17 protein-coding genes are annotated in these 20,332 nt (G+C 53.0%); 12 read left to right on the forward strand and 5 right to left on the reverse strand.

What is annotated here, in order from left to right:
- Positions 1-70: 70 nt before the first annotated feature.
- From KW808_RS07370 to KW808_RS07380, 3 genes are all read left to right on the forward strand, one after another.
- Positions 71-730 carry a hypothetical protein gene (locus tag KW808_RS07370; RefSeq protein WP_003861558.1) on the forward strand — a complete coding sequence of 220 codons (660 nt, stop codon included), beginning with the start codon at positions 71-73 and terminating at the stop codon, positions 728-730.
- A 554-nt stretch (positions 731-1,284) separates the two neighbouring features.
- Complete coding sequence (uvrB, locus tag KW808_RS07375) at positions 1,285-3,384, forward strand: excinuclease ABC subunit UvrB (RefSeq protein ID WP_003861562.1); 2,100 nt, start codon at positions 1,285-1,287, stop codon at positions 3,382-3,384.
- A gap of 130 nt (positions 3,385-3,514) precedes the next feature.
- The gene (locus KW808_RS07380; RefSeq protein ID WP_003861564.1) at positions 3,515-3,958 is read left to right on the forward strand and encodes a universal stress protein; all 444 of its coding nucleotides are present in this window, start codon (positions 3,515-3,517) and stop codon (positions 3,956-3,958) included.
- A gap of 86 nt (positions 3,959-4,044) precedes the next feature.
- Here KW808_RS07380 and KW808_RS07385 read toward each other — a convergent pair whose 3' ends face one another.
- Positions 4,045-4,428: a winged helix-turn-helix transcriptional regulator gene (locus KW808_RS07385; RefSeq protein WP_003861566.1), complete on the reverse strand. Its 384-nt coding sequence runs from the start codon at positions 4,426-4,428 to the stop codon at positions 4,045-4,047.
- A gap of 106 nt (positions 4,429-4,534) precedes the next feature.
- Between KW808_RS07385 and KW808_RS07390 the strand changes: the two genes are divergently transcribed.
- Positions 4,535-5,383 carry an SDR family oxidoreductase gene (locus KW808_RS07390; RefSeq protein ID WP_003861568.1) on the forward strand — a complete coding sequence of 283 codons (849 nt, stop codon included), beginning with the start codon at positions 4,535-4,537 and terminating at the stop codon, positions 5,381-5,383.
- A 4-nt stretch (positions 5,384-5,387) separates the two neighbouring features.
- On the opposite strand, the gene KW808_RS07395 is transcribed toward KW808_RS07390, so the two are convergent.
- From KW808_RS07395 to KW808_RS07405, 3 genes are all read right to left on the reverse strand, one after another.
- Entirely contained in the window at positions 5,388-7,655 is a 2,268-nt protein-coding gene (locus KW808_RS07395; protein WP_003861570.1) for a HelD family protein, read from the reverse strand.
- Positions 7,656-7,850: 195 nt separating this feature from the next.
- Entirely contained in the window at positions 7,851-8,765 is a 915-nt protein-coding gene (locus KW808_RS07400; RefSeq protein ID WP_003861571.1) for a DoxX family protein, read from the reverse strand.
- A gap of 203 nt (positions 8,766-8,968) precedes the next feature.
- Positions 8,969-9,571: an MBL fold metallo-hydrolase gene (locus tag KW808_RS07405; protein WP_003861573.1), complete on the reverse strand. Its 603-nt coding sequence runs from the start codon at positions 9,569-9,571 to the stop codon at positions 8,969-8,971.
- 94 nt (positions 9,572-9,665) lie between these two features.
- Between KW808_RS07405 and uvrA the strand changes: the two genes are divergently transcribed.
- A complete protein-coding gene (uvrA, locus tag KW808_RS07410) occupies positions 9,666-12,515 on the forward strand; it encodes an excinuclease ABC subunit UvrA (RefSeq protein WP_003861576.1) in 2,850 nt (949 codons plus the stop codon).
- On the opposite strand, the gene KW808_RS07415 is transcribed toward uvrA, so the two are convergent.
- Positions 12,499-14,625 carry a DUF2339 domain-containing protein gene (locus tag KW808_RS07415; RefSeq protein ID WP_034983718.1) on the reverse strand — a complete coding sequence of 709 codons (2,127 nt, stop codon included), beginning with the start codon at positions 14,623-14,625 and terminating at the stop codon, positions 12,499-12,501. The genes uvrA and KW808_RS07415 overlap by 17 nt on opposite strands.
- A gap of 345 nt (positions 14,626-14,970) precedes the next feature.
- Between KW808_RS07415 and infC the strand changes: the two genes are divergently transcribed.
- From infC to KW808_RS07450, 7 genes are all read left to right on the forward strand, one after another.
- Positions 14,971-15,540, forward strand: coding sequence for a translation initiation factor IF-3 (gene infC, locus KW808_RS07420; RefSeq protein ID WP_003861579.1), 570 nt, complete (start codon positions 14,971-14,973; stop codon positions 15,538-15,540).
- 28 nt (positions 15,541-15,568) lie between these two features.
- Positions 15,569-15,763 carry a 50S ribosomal protein L35 gene (rpmI, locus tag KW808_RS07425; RefSeq protein WP_003858721.1) on the forward strand — a complete coding sequence of 65 codons (195 nt, stop codon included), beginning with the start codon at positions 15,569-15,571 and terminating at the stop codon, positions 15,761-15,763.
- A 61-nt stretch (positions 15,764-15,824) separates the two neighbouring features.
- On the forward strand, positions 15,825-16,208 hold the full coding sequence (gene rplT, locus KW808_RS07430; RefSeq protein ID WP_003858719.1) for a 50S ribosomal protein L20: 384 nt from the start codon (positions 15,825-15,827) through the stop codon (positions 16,206-16,208).
- Positions 16,209-16,475: 267 nt separating this feature from the next.
- Positions 16,476-16,949 carry a DUF6508 domain-containing protein gene (locus KW808_RS07435; protein WP_003861581.1) on the forward strand — a complete coding sequence of 158 codons (474 nt, stop codon included), beginning with the start codon at positions 16,476-16,478 and terminating at the stop codon, positions 16,947-16,949.
- A 192-nt stretch (positions 16,950-17,141) separates the two neighbouring features.
- Positions 17,142-18,074, forward strand: coding sequence for a carbohydrate ABC transporter permease (locus KW808_RS07440; protein WP_044394808.1), 933 nt, complete (start codon positions 17,142-17,144; stop codon positions 18,072-18,074).
- Positions 18,071-18,907: a carbohydrate ABC transporter permease gene (locus tag KW808_RS07445; RefSeq protein WP_003858715.1), complete on the forward strand. Its 837-nt coding sequence runs from the start codon at positions 18,071-18,073 to the stop codon at positions 18,905-18,907. Before KW808_RS07440 ends, KW808_RS07445 begins: the two co-directional genes overlap by 4 nt.
- Before the next feature lie 87 nt (positions 18,908-18,994).
- Positions 18,995-20,311: an ABC transporter substrate-binding protein gene (locus tag KW808_RS07450; RefSeq protein WP_003861583.1), complete on the forward strand. Its 1,317-nt coding sequence runs from the start codon at positions 18,995-18,997 to the stop codon at positions 20,309-20,311.
- The last annotated feature ends 21 nt before the right edge of the window (positions 20,312-20,332 follow it).

Raw genomic sequence — 20,332 nt, forward strand, 5'->3', positions numbered from 1 at the left:
GTCTCACGGGGTAGGTTCATCCACAACCCTTGCGAGACTTCACATTCCGCTAATGACAGGAGCCGGAAACATGCCATTTGATCCAGTGGGCGAATGGGTAGCTAAAACTATTAACCGTGAACTTGATGAGTATCCGATGACAGAGGCCGAAGTGCTAGAAATCTGTTTTAGGCAAGGGCAGTACAACCTGAAGATGGAATACCGGATTTCAGGACGAAAGTTTCATGTAGATCGTGGATCTGCCGAATATTCACTACGTTTTAATCCTTGGACTTTAGCTCAAAGCGAAACCAGTACAGATGCTAATGGGGAACAAACTACCTTTACGATGTCCCCGAAGTTGACCGCGGATGGTTGGTTCGAACCAGGGGAGGCGGTATCAAAATCCATTTTTATGGGCAGTCCTCAACTACTGCCTAGGTGGACGCAATTTGTCACCAACAAATTGTATTCGCGACTAGGGGAGGACCCGCTCAAGATCTCGATGCTCGACTCCAGGTACCTGAAAATTATTCAAGCAGCAACGGAAGAGGAACCAGGGTGGGGTCTCTTTGTTGATTGGGTTCATGATTGCGGGCTTTATTTTTGTCGATACGGCCTAGATCGGGAGATATATCAGGAGGTGGAGGCAACGTCTGTGCATCAATGGTTATCCGGCGAGACTAGTTTTCGTGAACTTGAGAGGGATGAAATTGGTGAGCTACAGATTGTGAATTCATCTACTGACTAGCTAAAGGTGGCTAGACCAGGAAAAGGAATGTGCGTACTTGATGAGGAAAATGATGTTGGAACTTCGAAAGACCATCCAGCTAAATCCTAACTATGGGTCGCCATTCGGACTGTGGTCAAGCCATCCCATTCGCCCTCCCTATCAGGGTGCCTTTTTAACGCCGGACAGCTTTCTCTTAAGTGAGGATCTGAAGGATCGAATGGCTGCGTGGCTGAAATTATGACGAGAAAACTATGCGAATGTTGTTGAAGAAGAGTCAAACCAATGGACACTAGGTTTCGATCAACATGCTTGGGCGGAAGAGGGGCACGTTATTGCCGACTTGATTGAGGAGGAAGCTCCTGGTTATGAAGTTGTGAGAGGCTTTCTTTCCTACTTATAGAAAAACACAGTTGCATCGAGTCCGAGGGTTTCGCACGCTTGATCTAAATTCTTGAGGGTTTTCCGGCCGTTGTTTGCGCTAAACGTAGGGGTCAAGCGTCGAAAAGCGCTTGCTTGCACGCTGTTTTGCTGCGGGCCGCAACGTGTCCACCCTGTGGCGTATCCTAGAATGCATGGCTTTTGCTGCTGAACATCCTGTCCTGTCCCACTCTGAGCACCGCCCGGTTGGTGAAATCGAGCGTAGCGATGACAAATTTGTTGTCGTTAGTGAATTTGAGCCTGCGGGTGACCAGCCTGCGGCTATTAAAGAGCTCGATGAGCGCTTGGATCGCGGTGAGCGGGACGTCGTTTTGATGGGTGCTACTGGTACGGGTAAGTCCGCGACGGCGGCGTGGTTGATCGAAAAGCAGCAGCGCCCCGCTTTGGTGATGGCGCCGAATAAAACGCTGGCTGCGCAGTTGGCTAATGAGTTGCGGCAGTTGTTGCCAAACAATGCGGTGGAGTATTTCGTGTCTTATTACGATTACTACCAGCCAGAAGCGTATATCGCGCAGACTGATACCTATATTGAAAAGGACTCCTCGATCAATGAGGACGTGGAGCGTCTGCGTCACTCGGCGACGTCGTCTTTGCTGAGTAGGCGAGACGTCGTGGTTGTTAGTTCGGTGTCGTGTATTTATGGCTTGGGCACTCCACAGTCTTATCTTGACCGTTCCGTTGTGTTGAACGTGGGGGAGGAGATCGACCGCGATCGCTTTTTGCGCCTACTGGTAGATATTCAATACGAACGCAATGATGTGGGCTTTACTCGTGGTGCTTTCCGCGTGAAGGGCGATACCGTGGACATCATCCCGGCCTATGAGGAATTGGCGGTGCGCATTGAGTTTTTCGGTGACGAAATTGATGCGTTGTACTACATCCATCCCCTGACTGGTGACACCATCCGGCAGGTGAATGAGATCCGTATTTTCCCAGCTACGCACTATGTTGCGGGACCTGAGCGGATGGAAAAGGCAGTCGCTGATATTAAGGCGGAGTTGGAAGTGCGCCTGGCTGATTTGGAGAACCGCGGCAAGTTATTGGAAGCACAGCGTCTTAGGATGCGTACTGAATATGACTTAGAAATGATCGAGCAGGTTGGTTTCTGTTCGGGCATTGAGAACTATTCTCGGCACATTGATGGACGTGGGGAGGGAACCGCGCCGGCCACGCTGATTGACTATTTCCCAGAGGATTTCCTCACCATCATCGATGAGTCTCACGTGACTGTCCCGCAGGTCGGCGGCATGTTTGAGGGCGATATGTCCCGAAAGCGTAACCTCGTAGAATTCGGTTTCCGCCTGCCATCTGCAATGGATAACCGCCCATTGACCTGGGAGGAGTTTGATGAACGCCGTGGCCAAACGGTGTTTATGTCTGCAACTCCAGGCAAGTTTGAGATCGCCGCTGCCGATGGTGAGTTTGTGGAGCAGGTCATTCGCCCAACAGGTCTGGTGGATCCAAAGGTCACCGTTAAGCCAACGAAGGGGCAGATCGATGATCTAATCCATGAGATTCGCCAACGCACCGATAAAGATGAGCGCGTTTTGGTCACCACGTTGACTAAGAAAATGGCTGAGGATCTTACTGACTACTTGCTGGAAAACGGCATCCGCGTGCGCTACCTGCACTCAGATATTGATACCTTGCAGCGTGTGGAATTGCTGCGTCAGCTTCGCCTGGGCGAATACGATGTGTTGGTAGGTATTAACCTGCTGCGTGAGGGCCTTGACCTGCCAGAAGTCTCTCTGGTTGCGATTCTCGACGCCGACAAAGAAGGCTTCCTGCGCTCCACCACCTCACTGATTCAGACCATTGGCCGCGCCGCCCGAAATGTGTCCGGCGAGGTCATCATGTACGCCGACAAGATCACTGATTCGATGCAGTATGCCATCGAGGAAACCGATCGACGCCGTGAAAAGCAGGTCGCTTATAACAAGGAACACGGCATCGATCCGCAGCCGCTTCGAAAGAAAATCGCGGACATCCTCGACCAGGTCTATGACAATTCCGCTGATGGAGCAGGACCTTCTGCCTCTGGCGATGCGGCAGTCGTGGCTAAACCTGACGTGTCTAGCATGCCCGCCAAAGAAGTGCAAAAGCTTATCGACGACCTCAGCGCTCAGATGGCTGCGGCCGCGCGGGAGCTCAAGTTCGAGCTGGCAGGGCGTCTGCGAGATGAGATCTTCGAGCTCAAGAAGGAACTGAGAGGTATCAAGGATGCCGGCATCTAAGTCAGCTTGCTCACTTAAAGCTTCGAAATAAGCCCTTAAACTCTCATTCTTTTGTTAGACTTGTTCACTAATTACAGACATCCAGGGGCTTAGATTTTTAACCCCTGTCATAAGTTTTTGGGAAGGTCACATGAGCGAGAATTACAGCAAGATTGTCGTTGGCACTGATGGATCTAAGTCGTCCCTTCTAGCAGTTGAACGAGCTGCCCGAATCGCCGCAGCTTTCGACGCCACTTTGATCATCGGATGTGCATACTACGAAAGCAAGGAAGACGCTTCAGAGACTTTGCGCCAGGATTCTGTAACAATCCTCGGCGATGATCCTGCTCGTGAAAACCTGGACAAGGCAGCAGATGCAGCACGCGCTGTCGGCGCAACCTCCATCGAGACTGAGGTTCATACTGGCACTCCAGTTGAGGCTTTGATGGCAATCGTTAATGATCACCAAGCTGACCTTCTTGTGGTTGGTAACCGTGGAATCAACTCTTTGACCGGCCGTTTGTTGGGTTCAGTTCCAGCTGATGTTGCACGCCAATCAGACTGCGATGTCATGATTGTTCACACCGTGAGCTAAAAAACCAAACCAAAACCGGTGTTTCCCTCCTTTTGCATTGAGGGGAACACCGGTTTTGTGTTTCTCGAGGAAAGTGCTCGGGAGTGTTAGTGCTGCTTATCGTAGATTTCTTGCGCCCTAACTACCTGATCCAATTCAGCTTCCACAGTGCTGACTAGCAGGACTAAAGCGTCCGCGAGCTTAGTGCCCAAAGGTGTCAGTGTGTAGTCCACGTGTGGGGGAATGGAGCTGTGGACTGTTCGATCAACCATGCCGTCACGTTCTAGTTGGGCCAATGTCTGCGACAGCATGCGATCACTAATGCCCTCAACTTTTCGGCGAATTTCAGCGAAACGCATCGGTTCATCACTGCGTTTGAGCGCCACCATTGTCAAAGACCCCCATCGACCAGTGACATGCTGCAACGCGCCACGTGAAGAACACATGGAGGAGAACACATTTGCCGGTTGCTGAATAGGGGATATATCCATGGCGATAATCCTATCCCTAAAAAGTTTCTAACAAAAGTATTGCACTTACTTTTTGATAGTGCTATCTTCAGTTGTGTCCTTGAAACACACACGAATGGAGCAAGAAATGCGTATTGCAGTAACTGGAGCAACGGGATCTTTGGGTGGACATGTTGTGGATAGTCTTCTAAACAAGGGCGTCGCAGTATCAGACATCGTTGCCATTGTTCGAAATGAAGAAAAGGCAGCAGACCTCAAAGCCCGTGGAATCGCTCTTGGTGTGGCTACTTTTGAAGACGAAGCGGCACTGACTGCAGCTCTTGAAGGTGTGGACCGCCTTGTGTTTATCTCTGGCAGCGAAGTGGGGCAGCGCGTTGCGCAGCACACCAATGTCATCAATGCCGCTAAAGCAGCTGGCGTGACTTTCATTGCGTACACCAGCTTGCTCAACCTTGATACCTCAAAGCTTGCACTTGCTCCAGAGCACATTGCAACGGAAAAGCTCCTGGCAGAAAGCGGCATTGACCACGCGCTGCTGCGCAATGGTTGGTACTGGGAGAACTACGAATCTTCAATTGGCGCAGCCAAGGCCACCGGAAAGGTATTCGGCGCAGCTGAAGGCGCACGCGTTTCCGCAGCCGCACGTAAGGACTACGCAGAGGCAGCTGCTGTTGTCATCACCAGCGACAACCAGGCAGGCAAGGTCTATGAGCTCGCAGGCGCACCAGCTTTGACCTACCCAGAGATCGCAGCTGGCATTGGTGAGGTCATTGGTTCTGAGGCAGAATACGTCAACCTCTCCGTGGAGGAGTACCAAAATGCGCTGGAGCAGGCTGGCGTTCCAGCTGAATTTGCAGCACTGCTCGCAGGCATGGATCCCATCATTGCAGAGGGCGCGCTGTACTCCGACAGCACCGACCTACAGGATCTCATCGGACGCCCAAGCGACTCAATCGTTGAGGCCCTGAGCTCATAACCTGCTACTCACCTAAAATGGTGAGGCTCTGCGTTGCACGAGTGACCGCAACGTAGAGGTCTTGCAATCCCTGGGGGGATTCTTCAACGATTCCCGCAGGATCCACCACGATGACGTGGTCAAACTCTAAGCCCTTGATGTCATCGACCAGGTAGAAATCGCTTTCGTGGTGGCGGCGCGAAGAAATCACCGCGATGGTGCGCTGTGAATCCTCCTCACGCAAACTATCCATCACTGCCGACAAATCGGCATCAAGCGGCAAGTTCACTACTTCTCGACCAGATTCGCGGATCGCCATTGCCGGCGCAATATCAGGATTGATCTGCGTCAACAGCTCATTGGCCACCGACATGATCTCGGCCGGGGTGCGGTAGTTAACGGTGAGCTCGTGGTGCCTGAAACGCTTTTCGACGAAGGGCCACAGTGATTCTGCCCAATCGTCAACGCCGGCAGGCGAACCAGTTTGAGCAATATCGCCCACAAGGGTCATCCATCGCGAAGGGCTACGGCGAAACACCATGCGCCATTCCATCGGACTGAGCTCCTGAGCTTCATCTACAATCACGTGACCATACGCCCACTTATGATCCGCCTGTGCACGTTCCGCAGTGGTGCGATTATCCGTGACAGTTTGGCGTTGTGCCAAAGTTTCCGCATCGATGACGTCGAAAGCGGAGAGAACTTCAGCTTCCGTGACATCATCAATATCCGATGACTGTGATGAACTAAGAACGTCCAGGACTTCCTGTGCGTCATCGATCTGCTCGCGCCATTTGGCCTCAGCCTTCTCCCGTGCCTCCTCTGGATCGGGAAGACCGATGAGCAGGGCTAACTCATCAAGCAATGCAGCGTCCGATGGTGCCCACGGATCGAGTTCACCACGCAGCAAAGCAGACTTAGTTTCCTCGTCATACCCCGCGGCAGCAACATTAATGCGCTCTTCGGAAATCAACAGATCATGCAGGACGTCCTGAGGCCGGAGCTCCGGCCAGAAATCGTCGATGACGGACTGGAGGGCCGCGTCGTCAAGCAAATCATCGTGAAGCTGATCGATGTCGGCGGCTGACAGCAGGTTTTTGCCGCCCAGTGGATCCGCGCCGATCGTTTGAGCCAATTGGTGCGCGAGTTGTTCGACTAAATGCTCGCGGAAAATTGGGCGTGCGGAATTGTGCGACTGCCTGGCACGACGAGCTCGGGTGCGGGATTTTGCCACCGTTTTCTCATCAATGGAAATCTCGATGCCATCAACAGAGACCACGATGGTCTTCTCTGGCAGCACTTGATACGCCTTGACTGCCTCGGCCAAAATGCTGGCCATTTCCTCGCTGCCCTTAATTTCCCTGGTCAAAGTGTCCTCGGAACCCGTTGGGACGATACCGGGGAACAGCTCACCGACGGTGGACAACACCACGCCAGTCTCGCCGAGTTCAGGCAAAACGTGAGAAATATACTCCAAAAATGTCTTGTTCGGGCCAATGATCAACACGCCAGACTTAGCCAGCTGATCGCGCCAGGTATAAAGCAGATAAGCCACACGGTGCAACGCGACCGCAGTTTTACCTGTTCCAGGGCCACCTTGAACAACCATGACACCGCGGGTGGTATCGCGGATGATCTCATCCTGCTCGCGCTGAATTGTTTCAACGATGTTGCGCATGTGGCCGCTGCGGGCCTGTTCCAACGCCTGGTGCAGCACAGATTCAGAGCCGACACCACCCTGCTCGATAACATCGGCCATCTCACCGGTCAATACCTCATCATCAACACCCGTGACAACGCGCCCACGGGTGCGAATGTGCCGGCGGATATGCACGCCCTCCGGTGAAACGGTGGTGGCCAGATAAAACGGGCGCGCCATGGGGGAGCGCCAATCCAACAGCAACGTGCGGTAATTATCTTCACGCACATCAAGACCCATGCGACCGATATAACGACGATCCAAATCAGGGTGGCCCGGGACTGGGTTCTCAGCGTCCTCAGCTTCAGACTCCACATCGATTCGACCGAAGACCAACCCGAGTTGAGCCAAATTAAGCCGGTCCAACTTCTCATTCAGGCCGTGATACTCAGTTTCACGACGAACAAGTGCTTCCGGATCAGGGTTTGAGGGGTCGACGTCTTTCATCACCTCAGAAAGACGCTGATTAGACCTGGCTACCTCATCATCGAGGCGACCGAAAAGTACATCAACATAAGCCTGTTCTTGGCTAATTGCTGTGGTGAGGGCGTTATGGACATCTGATTCTGAATCAGATTGCCGAATGGTGGTCACTCCGGGAGACCTCCTGTTTCCTGATGTGGAGCAGTGAGAAAAAGTGTTTGAACTGGAATAGATACAACACTTGGGAGCTATCAATCATTCCAGATAGCGGTTAAAGCGGGAACAATGGGTGAAAAACCGCCACGTTACCCCGGCAATTCCAGGGATAACGTGGCGGAAATTTTTTCTCAATCAGGAAGAAGTTACTTAAAGTTCGATGCCCTTCAGCTTCTTCTGTGCACGATCGATGGCCTTATCAGCCTGCTTCTGAAGCTTGTCGTAGCTCTTAGTTGCCTTCTTGTTGGCGCGACCAGAGGTTTCCTCTGCGACCTGAAGAGCAAAGTTAGCCTTTTCCTGAGCCTTGCCGGCAGCCTTCACTGCAGACTTACGAGCAGTCTTGGCGTTAGCCTGCGCAGCCTCAAGCCAGTCACCGCTGTTCTCCTCAAGGTAAGAGGTAGCCTTGTGAGCGTAATCGCTCACAGTATCAGCAACCTTGTGAGCAGTCTCGGTTGCGGACTTGATCCAGTCATCCTTGTTCTCACCGACAAAATCCTGAGCGGTGTACGCGTACTCGGTGACCTTGTCAGAAGTATCGTTGAACCAATCAGAGGCCTTCTCACCGAACTTTTCAGTCTCAGAGTTGGTTGGAAGTGCCTGCTGCAGCTGCTTCTTGCCACGCTTTGCAGCATTGGTTGCACGCCACTTCACGCCAGGCTTGCCCTCAGTATCAACAGAAGTGATAAACAGGCCACCAAGCAGGGCAATGTTGGTGAGGAAACCGTTGCGGCGGTTACGCTTTTCATCCGCATCCTGGGTTTCCCAGAACGCATTGCGAGCCAGGATGTTAGGGATAGTCAGGATTGCGAGGGTAGCTGCAGAGGTGCGTGGTGCACGACCAATAGCTAGCAAAGAACCCGCACCGACTTTGGTGCCGCCAATGACGCGGGTGACCAATTCTGGATCTCTGGAAATGCGCTTTGCGTACTTACGGGGCAGCACATAACGGATACGATCCAGAACTACCTGAGTGCCTTCAACGTGTGCGCTGGTGTTCAATACTGTTTCTGCGCCATCTGCGACGTAGACCGATGCAAGCATTGGTCGAGCAAGTTTGCGGATCATTATGGTGATGCTCCAATCAAAATACTGTTGTCCAGTTTTATAAGACGAGGTGGGCCACTGGATTGTTTTCAGATTTTTTCTCCTCGTACGATCGTACCTAGGTATTGGCGACGAGGTTGGCAGGTTTCCATCTTTTGCAGGAAATTCTCAGGAAAGCACGTTGTCGGTGCGCTGCTCGAACAGTGCCTGGTTGAGAAAAGCGCTTACCAGCGACGCTCCCACCAGATTTCCAGCTGTGGACGCTCGGCTCCAAGGGTGGTTTCCTTGCCGTGACCTGGCCACACGATGCTGTCATCGTCGTAGGTGTCAAAGATGCGCTCTTTGACATCGTTGAACAGTCGGACGAAGTCGCCTTCGCTGCTGGTTTTGCCCAAACCGCCGGGGAAGAGGCTGTCACCCACGAAAAGGTGAGTTTTACCGTCGATCTCAGCGGTGAGTACTGCACCGCCTGGGGTGTGGCCGCGCAGAATGCTGATAGGGAATACATGACCCTCAAATTCAATTGAATCACCATGATGCAGTTCCACATCAACAGCGGAGGGCAAAGCTGGCACCTCAAGGAAAGGCGCGTAGTGAGTTGCTCCGGTCTTCTGGAGAACCTCCGGCAATGCACGGACGTGGTCTGCGTGGCGGTGGGTGGTCAACACTTTGGTGATGGTCACACCGGCATCTTCGGCTAATTTAAGTAGTGCAGCTGCGTCATCTGCAGCATCAATGAGTAAACCGTTGTTATTTGCGGCCAAAAGGTAGCAATTGTTGTCCATTTGGGACACGGAAATATGGTGAAGAGTGAGCTCGTTAGTCATGTGGTTCAGACTAGCGGAAACACCTTGTTCGATGCTATGTTCGAAGGTGTATTTTTTGAAGCGACAAAAATCGATTTTGAAGGGCAGTTGAGCATTGGCTGATCGCCTCGTAGTGCGCGGAGCGCGTGAACACAACCTAAAAGGCGTGGATATTGATCTGCCACGCGACTCGATGGTGGTGTTCACCGGCCTGTCAGGTTCCGGTAAATCATCACTGGCCTTTGACACCATCTTTGCGGAAGGCCAGCGCCGTTACGTGGAGTCGTTGTCCAGTTACGCCCGCATGTTCTTGGGGCAGATGGACAAGCCGGACGTGGATTTGATTGATGGATTATCCCCAGCGGTCTCCATTGACCAAAAGTCCACCAACCGCAACCCTCGGTCCACCGTCGGTACCATCACGGAAGTCTATGACTACCTGCGTCTTCTGTATGCCCGCGCTGGTACCGCACACTGCCCAGTGTGTGATGCCCGCGTGGAGCGTCAAACCCCGCAGCAGATGGTGGACCAGATCCTTGGCATGGAGGAGGGACTGAAGTTCCAAATCCTTGCGCCTGTGGTGCGTACCCGTAAAGGTGAGTTCGTTGATCTTTTCGCAGATCTTGCATCCCAAGGTTATTCCCGCGTGCGGGTTGATGGGGAAGTGCACCAGCTCTCGGATCCTCCAAAGCTAGAAAAGCAGATCAAGCACGATATTGATGTTGTGGTTGACCGTCTGCAGGTAAAAGCCAGCCAAAAGCAGCGCCTGACAGACTCTATGGAAACCGCACTTCGCCTGGCCGATGGCGTGGCTGTGCTGGAGTTCGTTGGCCTGGAGGAAGATGATCCGAATAGGCTTCGTCGATTCTCTGAAAAGATGAGCTGCCCTAACGGTCACGCGTTGACGGTTGATGAGCTGGAGCCTCGTGCTTTTTCCTTCAACTCTCCTTATGGCGCGTGTCCTGCCTGTGATGGCTTGGGTGTGCGCACCGAAGTTGATATTGATCTGATCATCCCAGATCCAGATGCACCTGCAACTAAAGCGGTTCAGCCTTGGAACTCCAGCCCAAACCACTCTTACTTTGAAAAGCTCATTGAAGGCCTGGCGAAAGCCCTCGGGTTTGATCCGGAAACTCCGTACAGTGAGCTCACCGCAGCTCAAAAGAAGGCTCTGGTCTATGGATCGAAGGAAGAAGTAAGCGTTCGATACAAGAACCGCTACGGACGCGTGCGTTCTTGGACTGCGCCTTTTGAAGGTGTCATGGGCTACTTTGACCGCAAGTTGGAGCAGACTGATTCCGAAACCCAAAAAGACCGACTGTTGGGCTACACCCGTGAAGTGCCCTGCCCAACCTGTAAAGGCGCACGCCTCAAGCCGGAAATCTTGGCCGTTCGCCTAGACTCCGGAAGCCATGGAGCGTTGTCCATTGCTGGACTAACCGCGCTGTCGGTGCATGAAGCATTCGAGTTTTTGGATAACCTCACACTGGGCAAGCGCGAGGAAATGATCGCGGGAGCTGTGCTGAGGGAAATTCACGCCCGCCTGAAATTCTTGCTTGACGTGGGCCTTTCCTACCTCACCCTTGATCGCGCCGCAGGCACCCTGTCTGGTGGTGAAGCGCAGCGTATCCGCCTGGCTACTCAAATTGGTTCCGGTCTGGCTGGTGTGCTCTACGTCTTGGATGAGCCATCCATTGGTCTGCACCAACGTGACAACCAGCGCTTAATCACTACCCTTGAGCATCTCCGAGATATCGGAAACACACTCATTGTTGTGGAACACGATGAAGACACCATCAGGCGCGCAGATTGGCTCGTGGATATTGGTCCTCGAGCTGGTGAATTTGGTGGTGAAGTGGTCTACCAAGGTGAGCCGAAGGGCATTTTGGACTGCGAAGAATCCCTCACAGGTGCTTACTTGTCTGGTCGTCGAACCCTGGGTGTTCCTGATACTCGCCGTGAGATCGACAAAGAGCGACAGCTCAAGGTGGTTGGTGCTAGGGAAAACAACCTGCGGGGCATCGATGTGAAAATCCCACTGGGTGTGCTGTGCTGCATCACTGGTGTGTCGGGATCTGGTAAATCCACGCTGGTCAATCAGATTTTGGCCAAGGTTCTGGCCAACAAACTCAACCGCGCACGCCAAGTGCCTGGTCGCGCAAAGCGGGTGGAAGGCCTCGAGCACTTGGATAAGTTGGTCCAAGTGGATCAGTCGCCAATTGGTCGTACTCCACGTTCAAACCCAGCGACGTACACGGGTGTGTTTGATAAAGTCCGTAACCTTTTTGCCGAGACCACTGAAGCGAAGGTCCGCGGTTACAAGCCTGGCCGCTTCTCCTTCAATATTAAGGGTGGACGCTGCGAAGCATGTCAGGGCGATGGCACGCTGAAGATCGAAATGAACTTCCTGCCCGACGTGTATGTTCCGTGTGAAGTCTGTGATGGTCAGCGCTACAACCGCGAGACCCTCGAGGTGAAGTACAAGGGCAAAAACATCGCTGAAGTATTGGGCATGCCGATCTCTGAGGCTGCGGACTTCTTTGAGCCCATCACCTCAATTCACCGATACCTAGCAACGCTGGTTGATGTCGGCCTTGGCTATGTCCGTTTGGGCCAGGCAGCAACAACCTTGTCTGGTGGTGAAGCCCAGCGTGTGAAACTTGCCGCTGAGCTGCAGAAGCGTTCCAACGGTCGCACCGTTTACATCCTCGATGAGCCAACTACTGGTTTGCACTTTGAAGATATTCGCAAACTCATGATGGTGATCCAAGGCCTGGTGGACAAGGGTAACTCCGTGATCATCATCGAGCACAACCTCGACGTGATCAAGGCTGCCGACTGGATCGTGGACATGGGTCCAGAAGGCGGAAGCGGCGGTGGAACTGTGGTCGCTGAAGGAACCCCAGAGCAAGTTGCTGAAGTTGCGGGTTCCTACACCGGCCAATTCCTTAAAGAGTTGTTGTAGGAGAAGATGAGGGGCTTTCATGGGAAGGCTCCTCATTTTTATGGCTAGTCGCCCCATGTCTAGCCACCTGAGGTCTAGCTACGTCGGCCTTGTTTTCTGAGGTTCTCCGGCCCCTCATGGCAGCGATTGTCAGCAGTGCGATACCGGAGAGCAGGAAGGCAATTGCGCGGGGAACTCCGGACAGCGCGACCAGGTCAAAGAACACCAGCTTGAAGGTGCCCGCAACCGCCAAGCCAACGCCGGTCCACAGGGCGCCGGGCGCGTCGAGAAGCTTCCTATTAAGCATCAGTGCTGCGGCGATGACCATCCACAGGATAGAAACCGTGGCGTGGCCGATGAGGAATCCGAGCATCATGCCGGCATTTCCTGCGATGAGGCGACCGATGAAGGTTGTGATGGTCACGATGGAAATTGCGGACAGCGTGAGAAGCGTCAAGCCGACCAAAATTTGCAGCCACAGTTTGTGTCCGTAGAAGCTGCGGCGGACTTGGATTGTGGCGACAATGAACACCAAGATCAGCAATGCTTGGATGAGCGCTTGGGTATCGGTGAGCCACAGTGGAGAAATTGAAACGACATTGCGCAGTAGCACGCCGGTTATCGCCACGGCGGCAATCAGCCAAGCGACCCATGGGACGACACCTAATTGACGCTGCGTTGGAAGCATTCGCAACCACATAAATAGTGCAGCTCCGGCGATGAGGAACACCATGACGAGAAGCGGGTTGGTGGGGAGATCGCCGTAGAACAGCTGGACAAAAGTTTCAGCAATCAACGCAAGGCCAACAACAGCAATGAGGCGTGACATGCGTTGATTTTCAATGGACGCGGTGTCTGATGAGCGCAGCGCGAAAATTCCGAGAGCTGCCACCGCACACGCTGGTATCAGGGCAAGCCATGGCCAGTCGACTGCAATGAACATGCTGGTGGTGATGAACACGATGAGCACCGGAGAAACAGCACCCACCCACGTGGAAACAGGGTTGGTTTCAAAGCTGCGCCAGTATTCCTCCAACGCGATGTCGTGGCTGTCGGTGGCGGTGATCTTAAACGGATCCCACAGTGTCAAGGCTACGAGTAGGACTGCAGTAATGGTGCCGACGATTGTTGCTGGCCATTCCATGGTTTGCCAGGATGCCGACAAAACAAACTGCAGAATGACCGCGAATGCCGCCATGCTCGCCCGGATGATATTCGTGGAGATGCGGTACGACAGCAACAATGCCGCAACAACGGAGAAAATTGGCCACCAGGCATCGGCGGAGAGCGCGAAGAGTATCGCGGAGAATCCTGAAACGGCGATGGCTCCCACAAATACTGTGTTGCCTTCGGCCGCGGACTTCTCTGTTTTGGATAGGCTCCACAATCGACCAACGATTAAGAACCCAATATTGCCTATTAATGCCACCAGCGAGCCCAATCCAGGCGGCCACCATTCCAAAATGAAGATGATTGCACTCGTTGTGGCAAGAAACGCAATCTGGGAGGTAACTGTCAACGCAACGAGTGCTTCCACACGGGTTCCGCGCTTGCGCACATAATGTGCGGCGCCAAGAAGCAGCACCGCCAGCAGGTACGCACCAATCACACGACCCAGCGGACCAAGCCAACCGCGTTGAATCGCCACCGACACCAGCAAAATCACGCCGGCCACGGTGATCACACCACCGCCGATCGCCACGCCACGCATGATCTTTTCCTCCGACGTCATCGGCGGCTTTGCTGGACGAGCTGGCCGGACGGGGTGCGGGTACGCAGGAGCCTGCACTTTTTGCTTCTCGACGCCAAGTGGCCAGCCTTCGCTCGCTGGATCCAGGGCGCGATGCCGAACGGAACGTGGAATACGGTTGGTCCCGGAAAGATCCGCCAGTGCAGGTGCCGTTGAGGCGGTTGCATACACCAGTGGTTGGGGCTCAAGCTGAGCCTCGGGTGGGGCAGTGGGCGCTGGGGTGGGAGCCGGGTTTGCGTCGATAAGCGACATCTCTTGGGCATCAAGGCGTGCAACGAGATCTTTGATGTCATTGCTCGCTGACGCCATGGCGGTAGCCGATGCCGACAATTTCTCTAACGCGGTGCGTAGAGCCAATCGGTCAGAAGAGTTCATGTCCATTACATAAGATTATGTTGGTGTGAAGAACTAAACAGCCCGATTATTCTAGTGACGCTAATTCGTTATACTGTCGACCCCCGCGGAAGTCCCCTGAACAGTGATTTTGTGTTTAGCGGGGGAGAGTGTTAGAGTCTATACCACTACCGCCCGACATCAGGTTTTCCTGGTGTGGGTCGCAAGAGGAGATCTTCCCACCTAAGGCCGCCAAGTAAAATTGGTTGGATACAGGTAAAGCAAGTAGTGATGACACGGACTAGTGCCCGTGTATAACTCTTGAAAGTCAGATCTCCCGTTCATCCTAGATGATGAACGGGTTTTTGGTCTGCATAGGGGCAATCACCTCAAGTGGTTCGGTACGTCAAATTTTCCCGCACTGCTAACAGAGGAGTCCACATCAGCGCTGAAGCTCGCATTAATGAGCGCATCCGAGTTCCCGAAGTCCGCCTTGTCGGACCTAACGGTGAGCAAGTAGGCATCGTCCGTATCGAAGATGCCCGCAAGCTCGCATTCGACGCAGACCTAGACCTGGTCGAGGTCGCACCCAACGCCAAACCTCCAGTCTGCAAGATCATGGACTACGGAAAGTTCAAGTACGAAGCGGCCCAAAAGGCTCGTGAGTCACGCAAGAATCAGCAGCAGACCGTGGTCAAAGAGCAAAAGCTTCGTCCCAAGATCGATGATCATGATTACGAGACGAAGAAGAGCAATGTGATCCGGTTCCTTGAAAAGGGATCAAAGGTCAAAGTCACGATCATGTTCCGTGGTCGTGAGCAGGCTCGCCCAGAGCTTGGCTACAGGCTCCTCGAGCGCCTGGCAAACGATGTCGTAGATTTTGGCATCGTGGAAACCCGCGCAAAGCAGGACGGACGAAACATGACAATGGTTCTCGGTCCGGTGCGCAAGGGCAAGAAATAATCACGAATAGGGTTTAAGGACAACTTTCATGAAGAACAAGACCCACAAGGGCACCGCAAAGCGCGTTAAGGTGACTGGCTCCGGCAAGCTCGTTCGCGAGCAGGCAAACCGCCGCCACCTTCTCGAGGGCAAGTCATCTACCCGCACTCGTCGCCTGAAGGGCATCGTTGAGGTTGACAAGGCCGACACCAAGCGCATGAAGCGCCTGCTCGGCAAGGCTTAAGTTAAAACCTTCGCCTAAAACCCCTCCACCTTTCAAGACAAGATTTTAAGGAAGTACCACCGTGGCACGTGTCAAGCGGTCCGTTAACGCCAAGAAGAAGCGTCGCGAAATTCTGAAGTCCGCAAAGGGCTACCGCGGCCAGCGCTCACGCCTTTACCGTAAGGCTAAGGAGCAGTGGCTGCACTCCATGACTTACTCTTACCGCGATCGTCGCGCCCGTAAGAGCGAGTTCCGTAAGCTGTGGATCCAGCGTATCAACGCTGCTGCACGTATGAACGGCATCACCTACAACCGTCTCATCCAGGGCCTCCGCCTTGCTGAGATCGAGGTCGACCGCAAGATCCTCGCTGATCTCGCAGTCAACGACTTTGCAACCTTCTCCGCAATCTGCGAGGCTGCAAAGGCTGCACTTCCTGAGGACGTTAACGCTCCAAAGGCTGCTTAAGCTTACAAACGAATTGACCTGTGTCCTGTCACCTTCACGGTGGCGGGGGACAGGTCTTTTTCTATTTTCGGGTTGGCTTAAGTGGCTTAGGTGGCTCAAGTGGCTCAAGTGGCTCAAGTGTCGAAAGTACATGAGGACCCGTGGGGAGGTGCTGGAGCACGATCCTGCTGTCACATTCGCAACTATGTGCCAATGATGAATTCCGGTGTCCACCCCAGGCGATAGGGTTCCAGTTGCTGTTGCACGACCAACCCATGGGGAGGAATCATGACGAGAAACAGGGAATTTGGCTGGGAAGAAGTCGGCCCAAGCCAAGAAGGGGAACGATTAACTCTTAGTGATGAAGCAGTCAGGCACATGGTTGATATCAATGAGCGATTCAAGGCGCTTCAAGCTGAGCATCCTATAGTGCTTCAGGACTCGGAATATGACATGGAAAAGTACCAGCTGCTAAATGAGATCTACGAGCCATTATATTTGGAGGTCATCAATTTTTTGTCACTTTCCGGTTTGATGATTTCTTTTGACTGGATGGATTGGGAAGAAGGGAAGTACTGGCTTGAATCAGACAGGCCAAATAAGTGGGAATCAATGGACGTGGAAACGGCAAGGCAGATGATTACAGCGCTGGTTCGTGCCGACTATTTTGGCTACTCCACCCCGACCGGCTTTCTTGAAAGCGGCAATTTCTTGGCCGTTCTTGATCACTTAACCGGGATGATTACACGAGGGCAACGCTGAGCCTAGGGGAGCAGACGGCACTCATGCGCGCGATAATACATAGATCGGGAGCAGGCTTTCAAGGAAATGAAACTGAGAAACAGGTTAATTCACTTAAACGTCACCTTATTTATGCACCATGTTGGTTTCAGACTCAAACAATTCAATTAGAAAACACTAATCGGACATTTAGCTCACATAACATTTCCGCTCGTGTCCACATTAATTTCTGAACCCGAGGTGAATAAGCTACGTAAACGCGCCAAGAGATCAAGGCGGGCAGAATGGTGGCTTGCCGCCGCACTTCTTGCCCCAAACTTGCTTCTCTTGGCCATCTTTACGTATCGGCCACTGTTAGATAACTTCCGGTTGTCCTTTTTCAACTGGAACATTTCCTCGCCCACATCAACCTTCATTGGGTTTGATAACTACGTTGAGTTCTTCACTCGTAGTGACACTCTCCAAGTTGTTTTAAACACCGTCATCTTCACGGCATGTGCTGTGATCGGATCGATGGTGCTCGGTTTGCTCCTGGCCATGTTGTTGGATCAGAAGCTTTTCGGCCGTAACTTTGTGCGTTCCATGGTGTTTGCCCCGTTTGTGATTTCCGGTGCTGCCATTGGTGTTGCTTTCCAGTTCGTTTTTGACCCTAATTTTGGATTGGTTCAGGACTTGCTGGGACGCATCGGCGTTGATTCGCCACAGTTCTACCAAAACCCTAACTGGGCATTGTTCATGGTGACGTTCACTTTCGTGTGGAAGAACTTGGGCTACTCCTTTGTTATCTACCTGGCTGCATTGCAGGGGCTAAACAAGGATTTGTCTGAGGCCGCAGCGGTGGATGGCGCGAGCGCGTGGACACGTTTTTGGAAGGTTACTCTTCCGCAGCTTCGCCCAACCACGTTCTTCCTATCTATTACTGTCACGCTGAACTCGGTTCAGGTCTTTGACATCATTCACACCATGACTCGTGGTGGCCCCTTGGGTAACGGTACGACCACCTTGGTTTACCAGGTGTACACCGAGACTTTCACCAACTACCGCGCGGGATATGGTGCAACAATCGCAACGATTTTGTTCCTGTTGCTGCTGATTATCACTGTTATCCAGGTTCGATACATGGATAAGGAGAACAAGCAGAAATGATCTCGACTGATAAAAACGTTTTGGTCAAAATCATGGGCTATGTCGGCATGGTTCTTGCCATCTTGTTCATTGGCCTTCCGCTGGTATTTATTGTGCTGACTAGCTTCAAGCAGCAGTCAGAGATTTACACCCAGCCGGTCACGTGGTTCCCTTCGGAATTTAATTTCGATAACTATGCAAATGTTTTCGAGCGGGTTCCGTTCCTGAACTACTTCCGCAACTCGATCATCATCACGGTTATTTTGTGTCTGGTGAAGATTATCTTGGGTGTGATCTCTGCATATGCGTTGTCGATTTTGCGCTTCCCGGGTCGAAACCTTGTGTTCTTGCTGGTTATCTCCGCGCTGATGGTGCCTTCCGAAGTGACTGTTATTTCCAACTATGCGTTGGTCAGTCAGCTTGGTTGGCGCGATACCTACCAGGGCATCATCGTTCCGCTAGCGGGTATTGCTTTCGGAACGTTCCTCATGCGTAACCACTTCATGTCTATTCCTTCTGAGCTCATTGAAGCTGCGCGAATGGATCACTGTGGACACTTCAGGTTGCTCTGGAAGGTTTTGCTTCCAATCTCTATGCCTACGTTGGTGGCGTTCTCCATGATCACCGTGGTGAATGAATGGAACCAATACCTGTGGCCTTTCCTGATGGCAGAAACCGATAATTCAGCAACTCTGCCCATTGGTTTGACCATGCTTCAAAACAATGAGGGTGTCTCCAACTGGGGACCTGTCATGGCCGCAACGATCATGACCATGTTGCCTGTGCTTGTGATGTTCTTGGCACTGCAGCAGTACATGATCAAGGGACTTATCTCCGGCGCCGTCAAGGGCTAAAAACTTCTCGCTAAAGGCTTCTCCTAGAAGCTTCTCCATGGGTTAACACAACCCATATCCCTCCCACTACATATATAAGGACTGAAAATGGCTCAGATTTCTCGTCGTCACTTCCTGGCTGCAGCAACTGTTGCAGGCGCAGGTGCAACTTTGGCAGCATGTGCGGGTACCGGTGGAAGCACTTCTTCCTCCAGCGATTCTGGTTCAGAGGGTGACACCAACACCATCGTTTGGTGGTCTAACCACCCAGCGAACTCCAAGGACGTTGAGCTGGAGCTGATTTCCCGCTTCGAGGCTGAAAACCCAGATCTGAAGGTTCAGCTGGTTGATGCTGGAGCTAACTACGCTGAGGTTTCCCAGAAGTTCAATGCCGCTCTTTCTGGCGGCGACCTTCCTGACCTCGTGGTTCTTTCTGACACCGAGTGGTTCAACTTCGCCATCAACGGCGCAACCGTGAATATCGATGAGGTTGCAAAGCGCAACAACATCGACACCTCCACCTACGTTGACTCCCTGTTCAATGACTACTCACACGAGGGTGGCCACTATGGTTTACCTTTCGCTCGCTCCACTGTCCTCTTCTACTACAACAAGGATCTGTGGGCTAAGGCTGGCCTGGAAGATCGTGGCCCAGAGTCATGGGAAGAGTTCTCCGAGTGGGGTCCAAAGCTGCAGGAAGCAATGGACAGTGGTTTCGCACACGGTTGGGGAGATGCAACCAACTACCTTTCTTGGACTTTCGAAGGCCCAATGTGGTCCCTCGGCGGCAACTACTCTGAAGGTTGGGAGTCCCGTCTGACTACCCCAGAGACCATCCGTGCAGTTGAGTGGCTCAAGTCCACCGTTGATGAAGGTTTCGCAACCGTCTCCACCGACGTCACCAACGAGTTTGCAACCGGCCTGATCGGTTCATGCATCCAGTCCACCGGTGATCTGTCTTCGGTTGCCGGCGCTGCAAGCTTCGACTGGGGTGTAGCAGCACTTCCTAACCCAACCGGCGAGGGCGCTTGCCCAACCGGTGGCGCAGGCCTGGGAATCCCATCTGGCATCTCTGAGCAGCGTCAGGACAACGCCCTGAAGTTCATCGACTTCCTCACCAACGTCGCGAACACTGGCTACTGGTCCCGCGAGACCGGTTACGTTCCAGTTCGTAAGGATGCTGCATCTGATCCAGATCACGCAGCATTCCTCGAGGAGAACCCTGCATACAACGTTGCAGTGGAGCAGCTTCCTGATACCCGTTCCCAGGACAACTTCCGCGTGCTGCTGCCAAACGGTGACCGCACCATCGGTGACGCACTGGAGAAGATCTGCCTGACTGGTGCAGACATCGATGTCACCCTGGCTGAGGTTGAGACCCAGCTGAACACCATCTACACCCGCGACATCGAACCACTTATTTAATCCGAGCACTTCAGCTACACC

This window comes from [Brevibacterium] flavum, from assembly GCF_019317305.1.
Classification (GTDB): Bacteria; Actinomycetota; Actinomycetes; order Mycobacteriales; family Mycobacteriaceae; genus Corynebacterium; species Corynebacterium glutamicum.

Excerpts from the sequence above, each read along its gene's own strand:
- KW808_RS07380 (WP_003861564.1), top strand. The coding sequence starts at position 3,515 with ATGAGCGAGAATTACAGCAAGATTGTCGTTGGCACTGATGGATCTAAG.
- KW808_RS07415 (WP_034983718.1), bottom strand. The coding sequence starts at position 14,625 with ATGGACATGAACTCTTCTGACCGATTGGCTCTACGCACCGCGTTAGAG.
- KW808_RS07405 (WP_003861573.1), bottom strand. The coding sequence starts at position 9,571 with ATGACTAACGAGCTCACTCTTCACCATATTTCCGTGTCCCAAATGGAC.
- KW808_RS07435 (WP_003861581.1), top strand. The coding sequence starts at position 16,476 with ATGACGAGAAACAGGGAATTTGGCTGGGAAGAAGTCGGCCCAAGCCAA.
- KW808_RS07450 (WP_003861583.1), top strand. The coding sequence starts at position 18,995 with ATGGCTCAGATTTCTCGTCGTCACTTCCTGGCTGCAGCAACTGTTGCA.
- KW808_RS07370 (WP_003861558.1), top strand. The coding sequence starts at position 71 with ATGCCATTTGATCCAGTGGGCGAATGGGTAGCTAAAACTATTAACCGT.
- rpmI (WP_003858721.1), top strand. The coding sequence starts at position 15,569 with ATGAAGAACAAGACCCACAAGGGCACCGCAAAGCGCGTTAAGGTGACT.
- KW808_RS07390 (WP_003861568.1), top strand. The coding sequence starts at position 4,535 with ATGCGTATTGCAGTAACTGGAGCAACGGGATCTTTGGGTGGACATGTT.
- KW808_RS07385 (WP_003861566.1), bottom strand. The coding sequence starts at position 4,428 with ATGGATATATCCCCTATTCAGCAACCGGCAAATGTGTTCTCCTCCATG.
- KW808_RS07400 (WP_003861571.1), bottom strand. The coding sequence starts at position 8,765 with ATGATCCGCAAACTTGCTCGACCAATGCTTGCATCGGTCTACGTCGCA.
- uvrB (WP_003861562.1), top strand. The coding sequence starts at position 1,285 with ATGGCTTTTGCTGCTGAACATCCTGTCCTGTCCCACTCTGAGCACCGC.
- KW808_RS07445 (WP_003858715.1), top strand. The coding sequence starts at position 18,071 with ATGATCTCGACTGATAAAAACGTTTTGGTCAAAATCATGGGCTATGTC.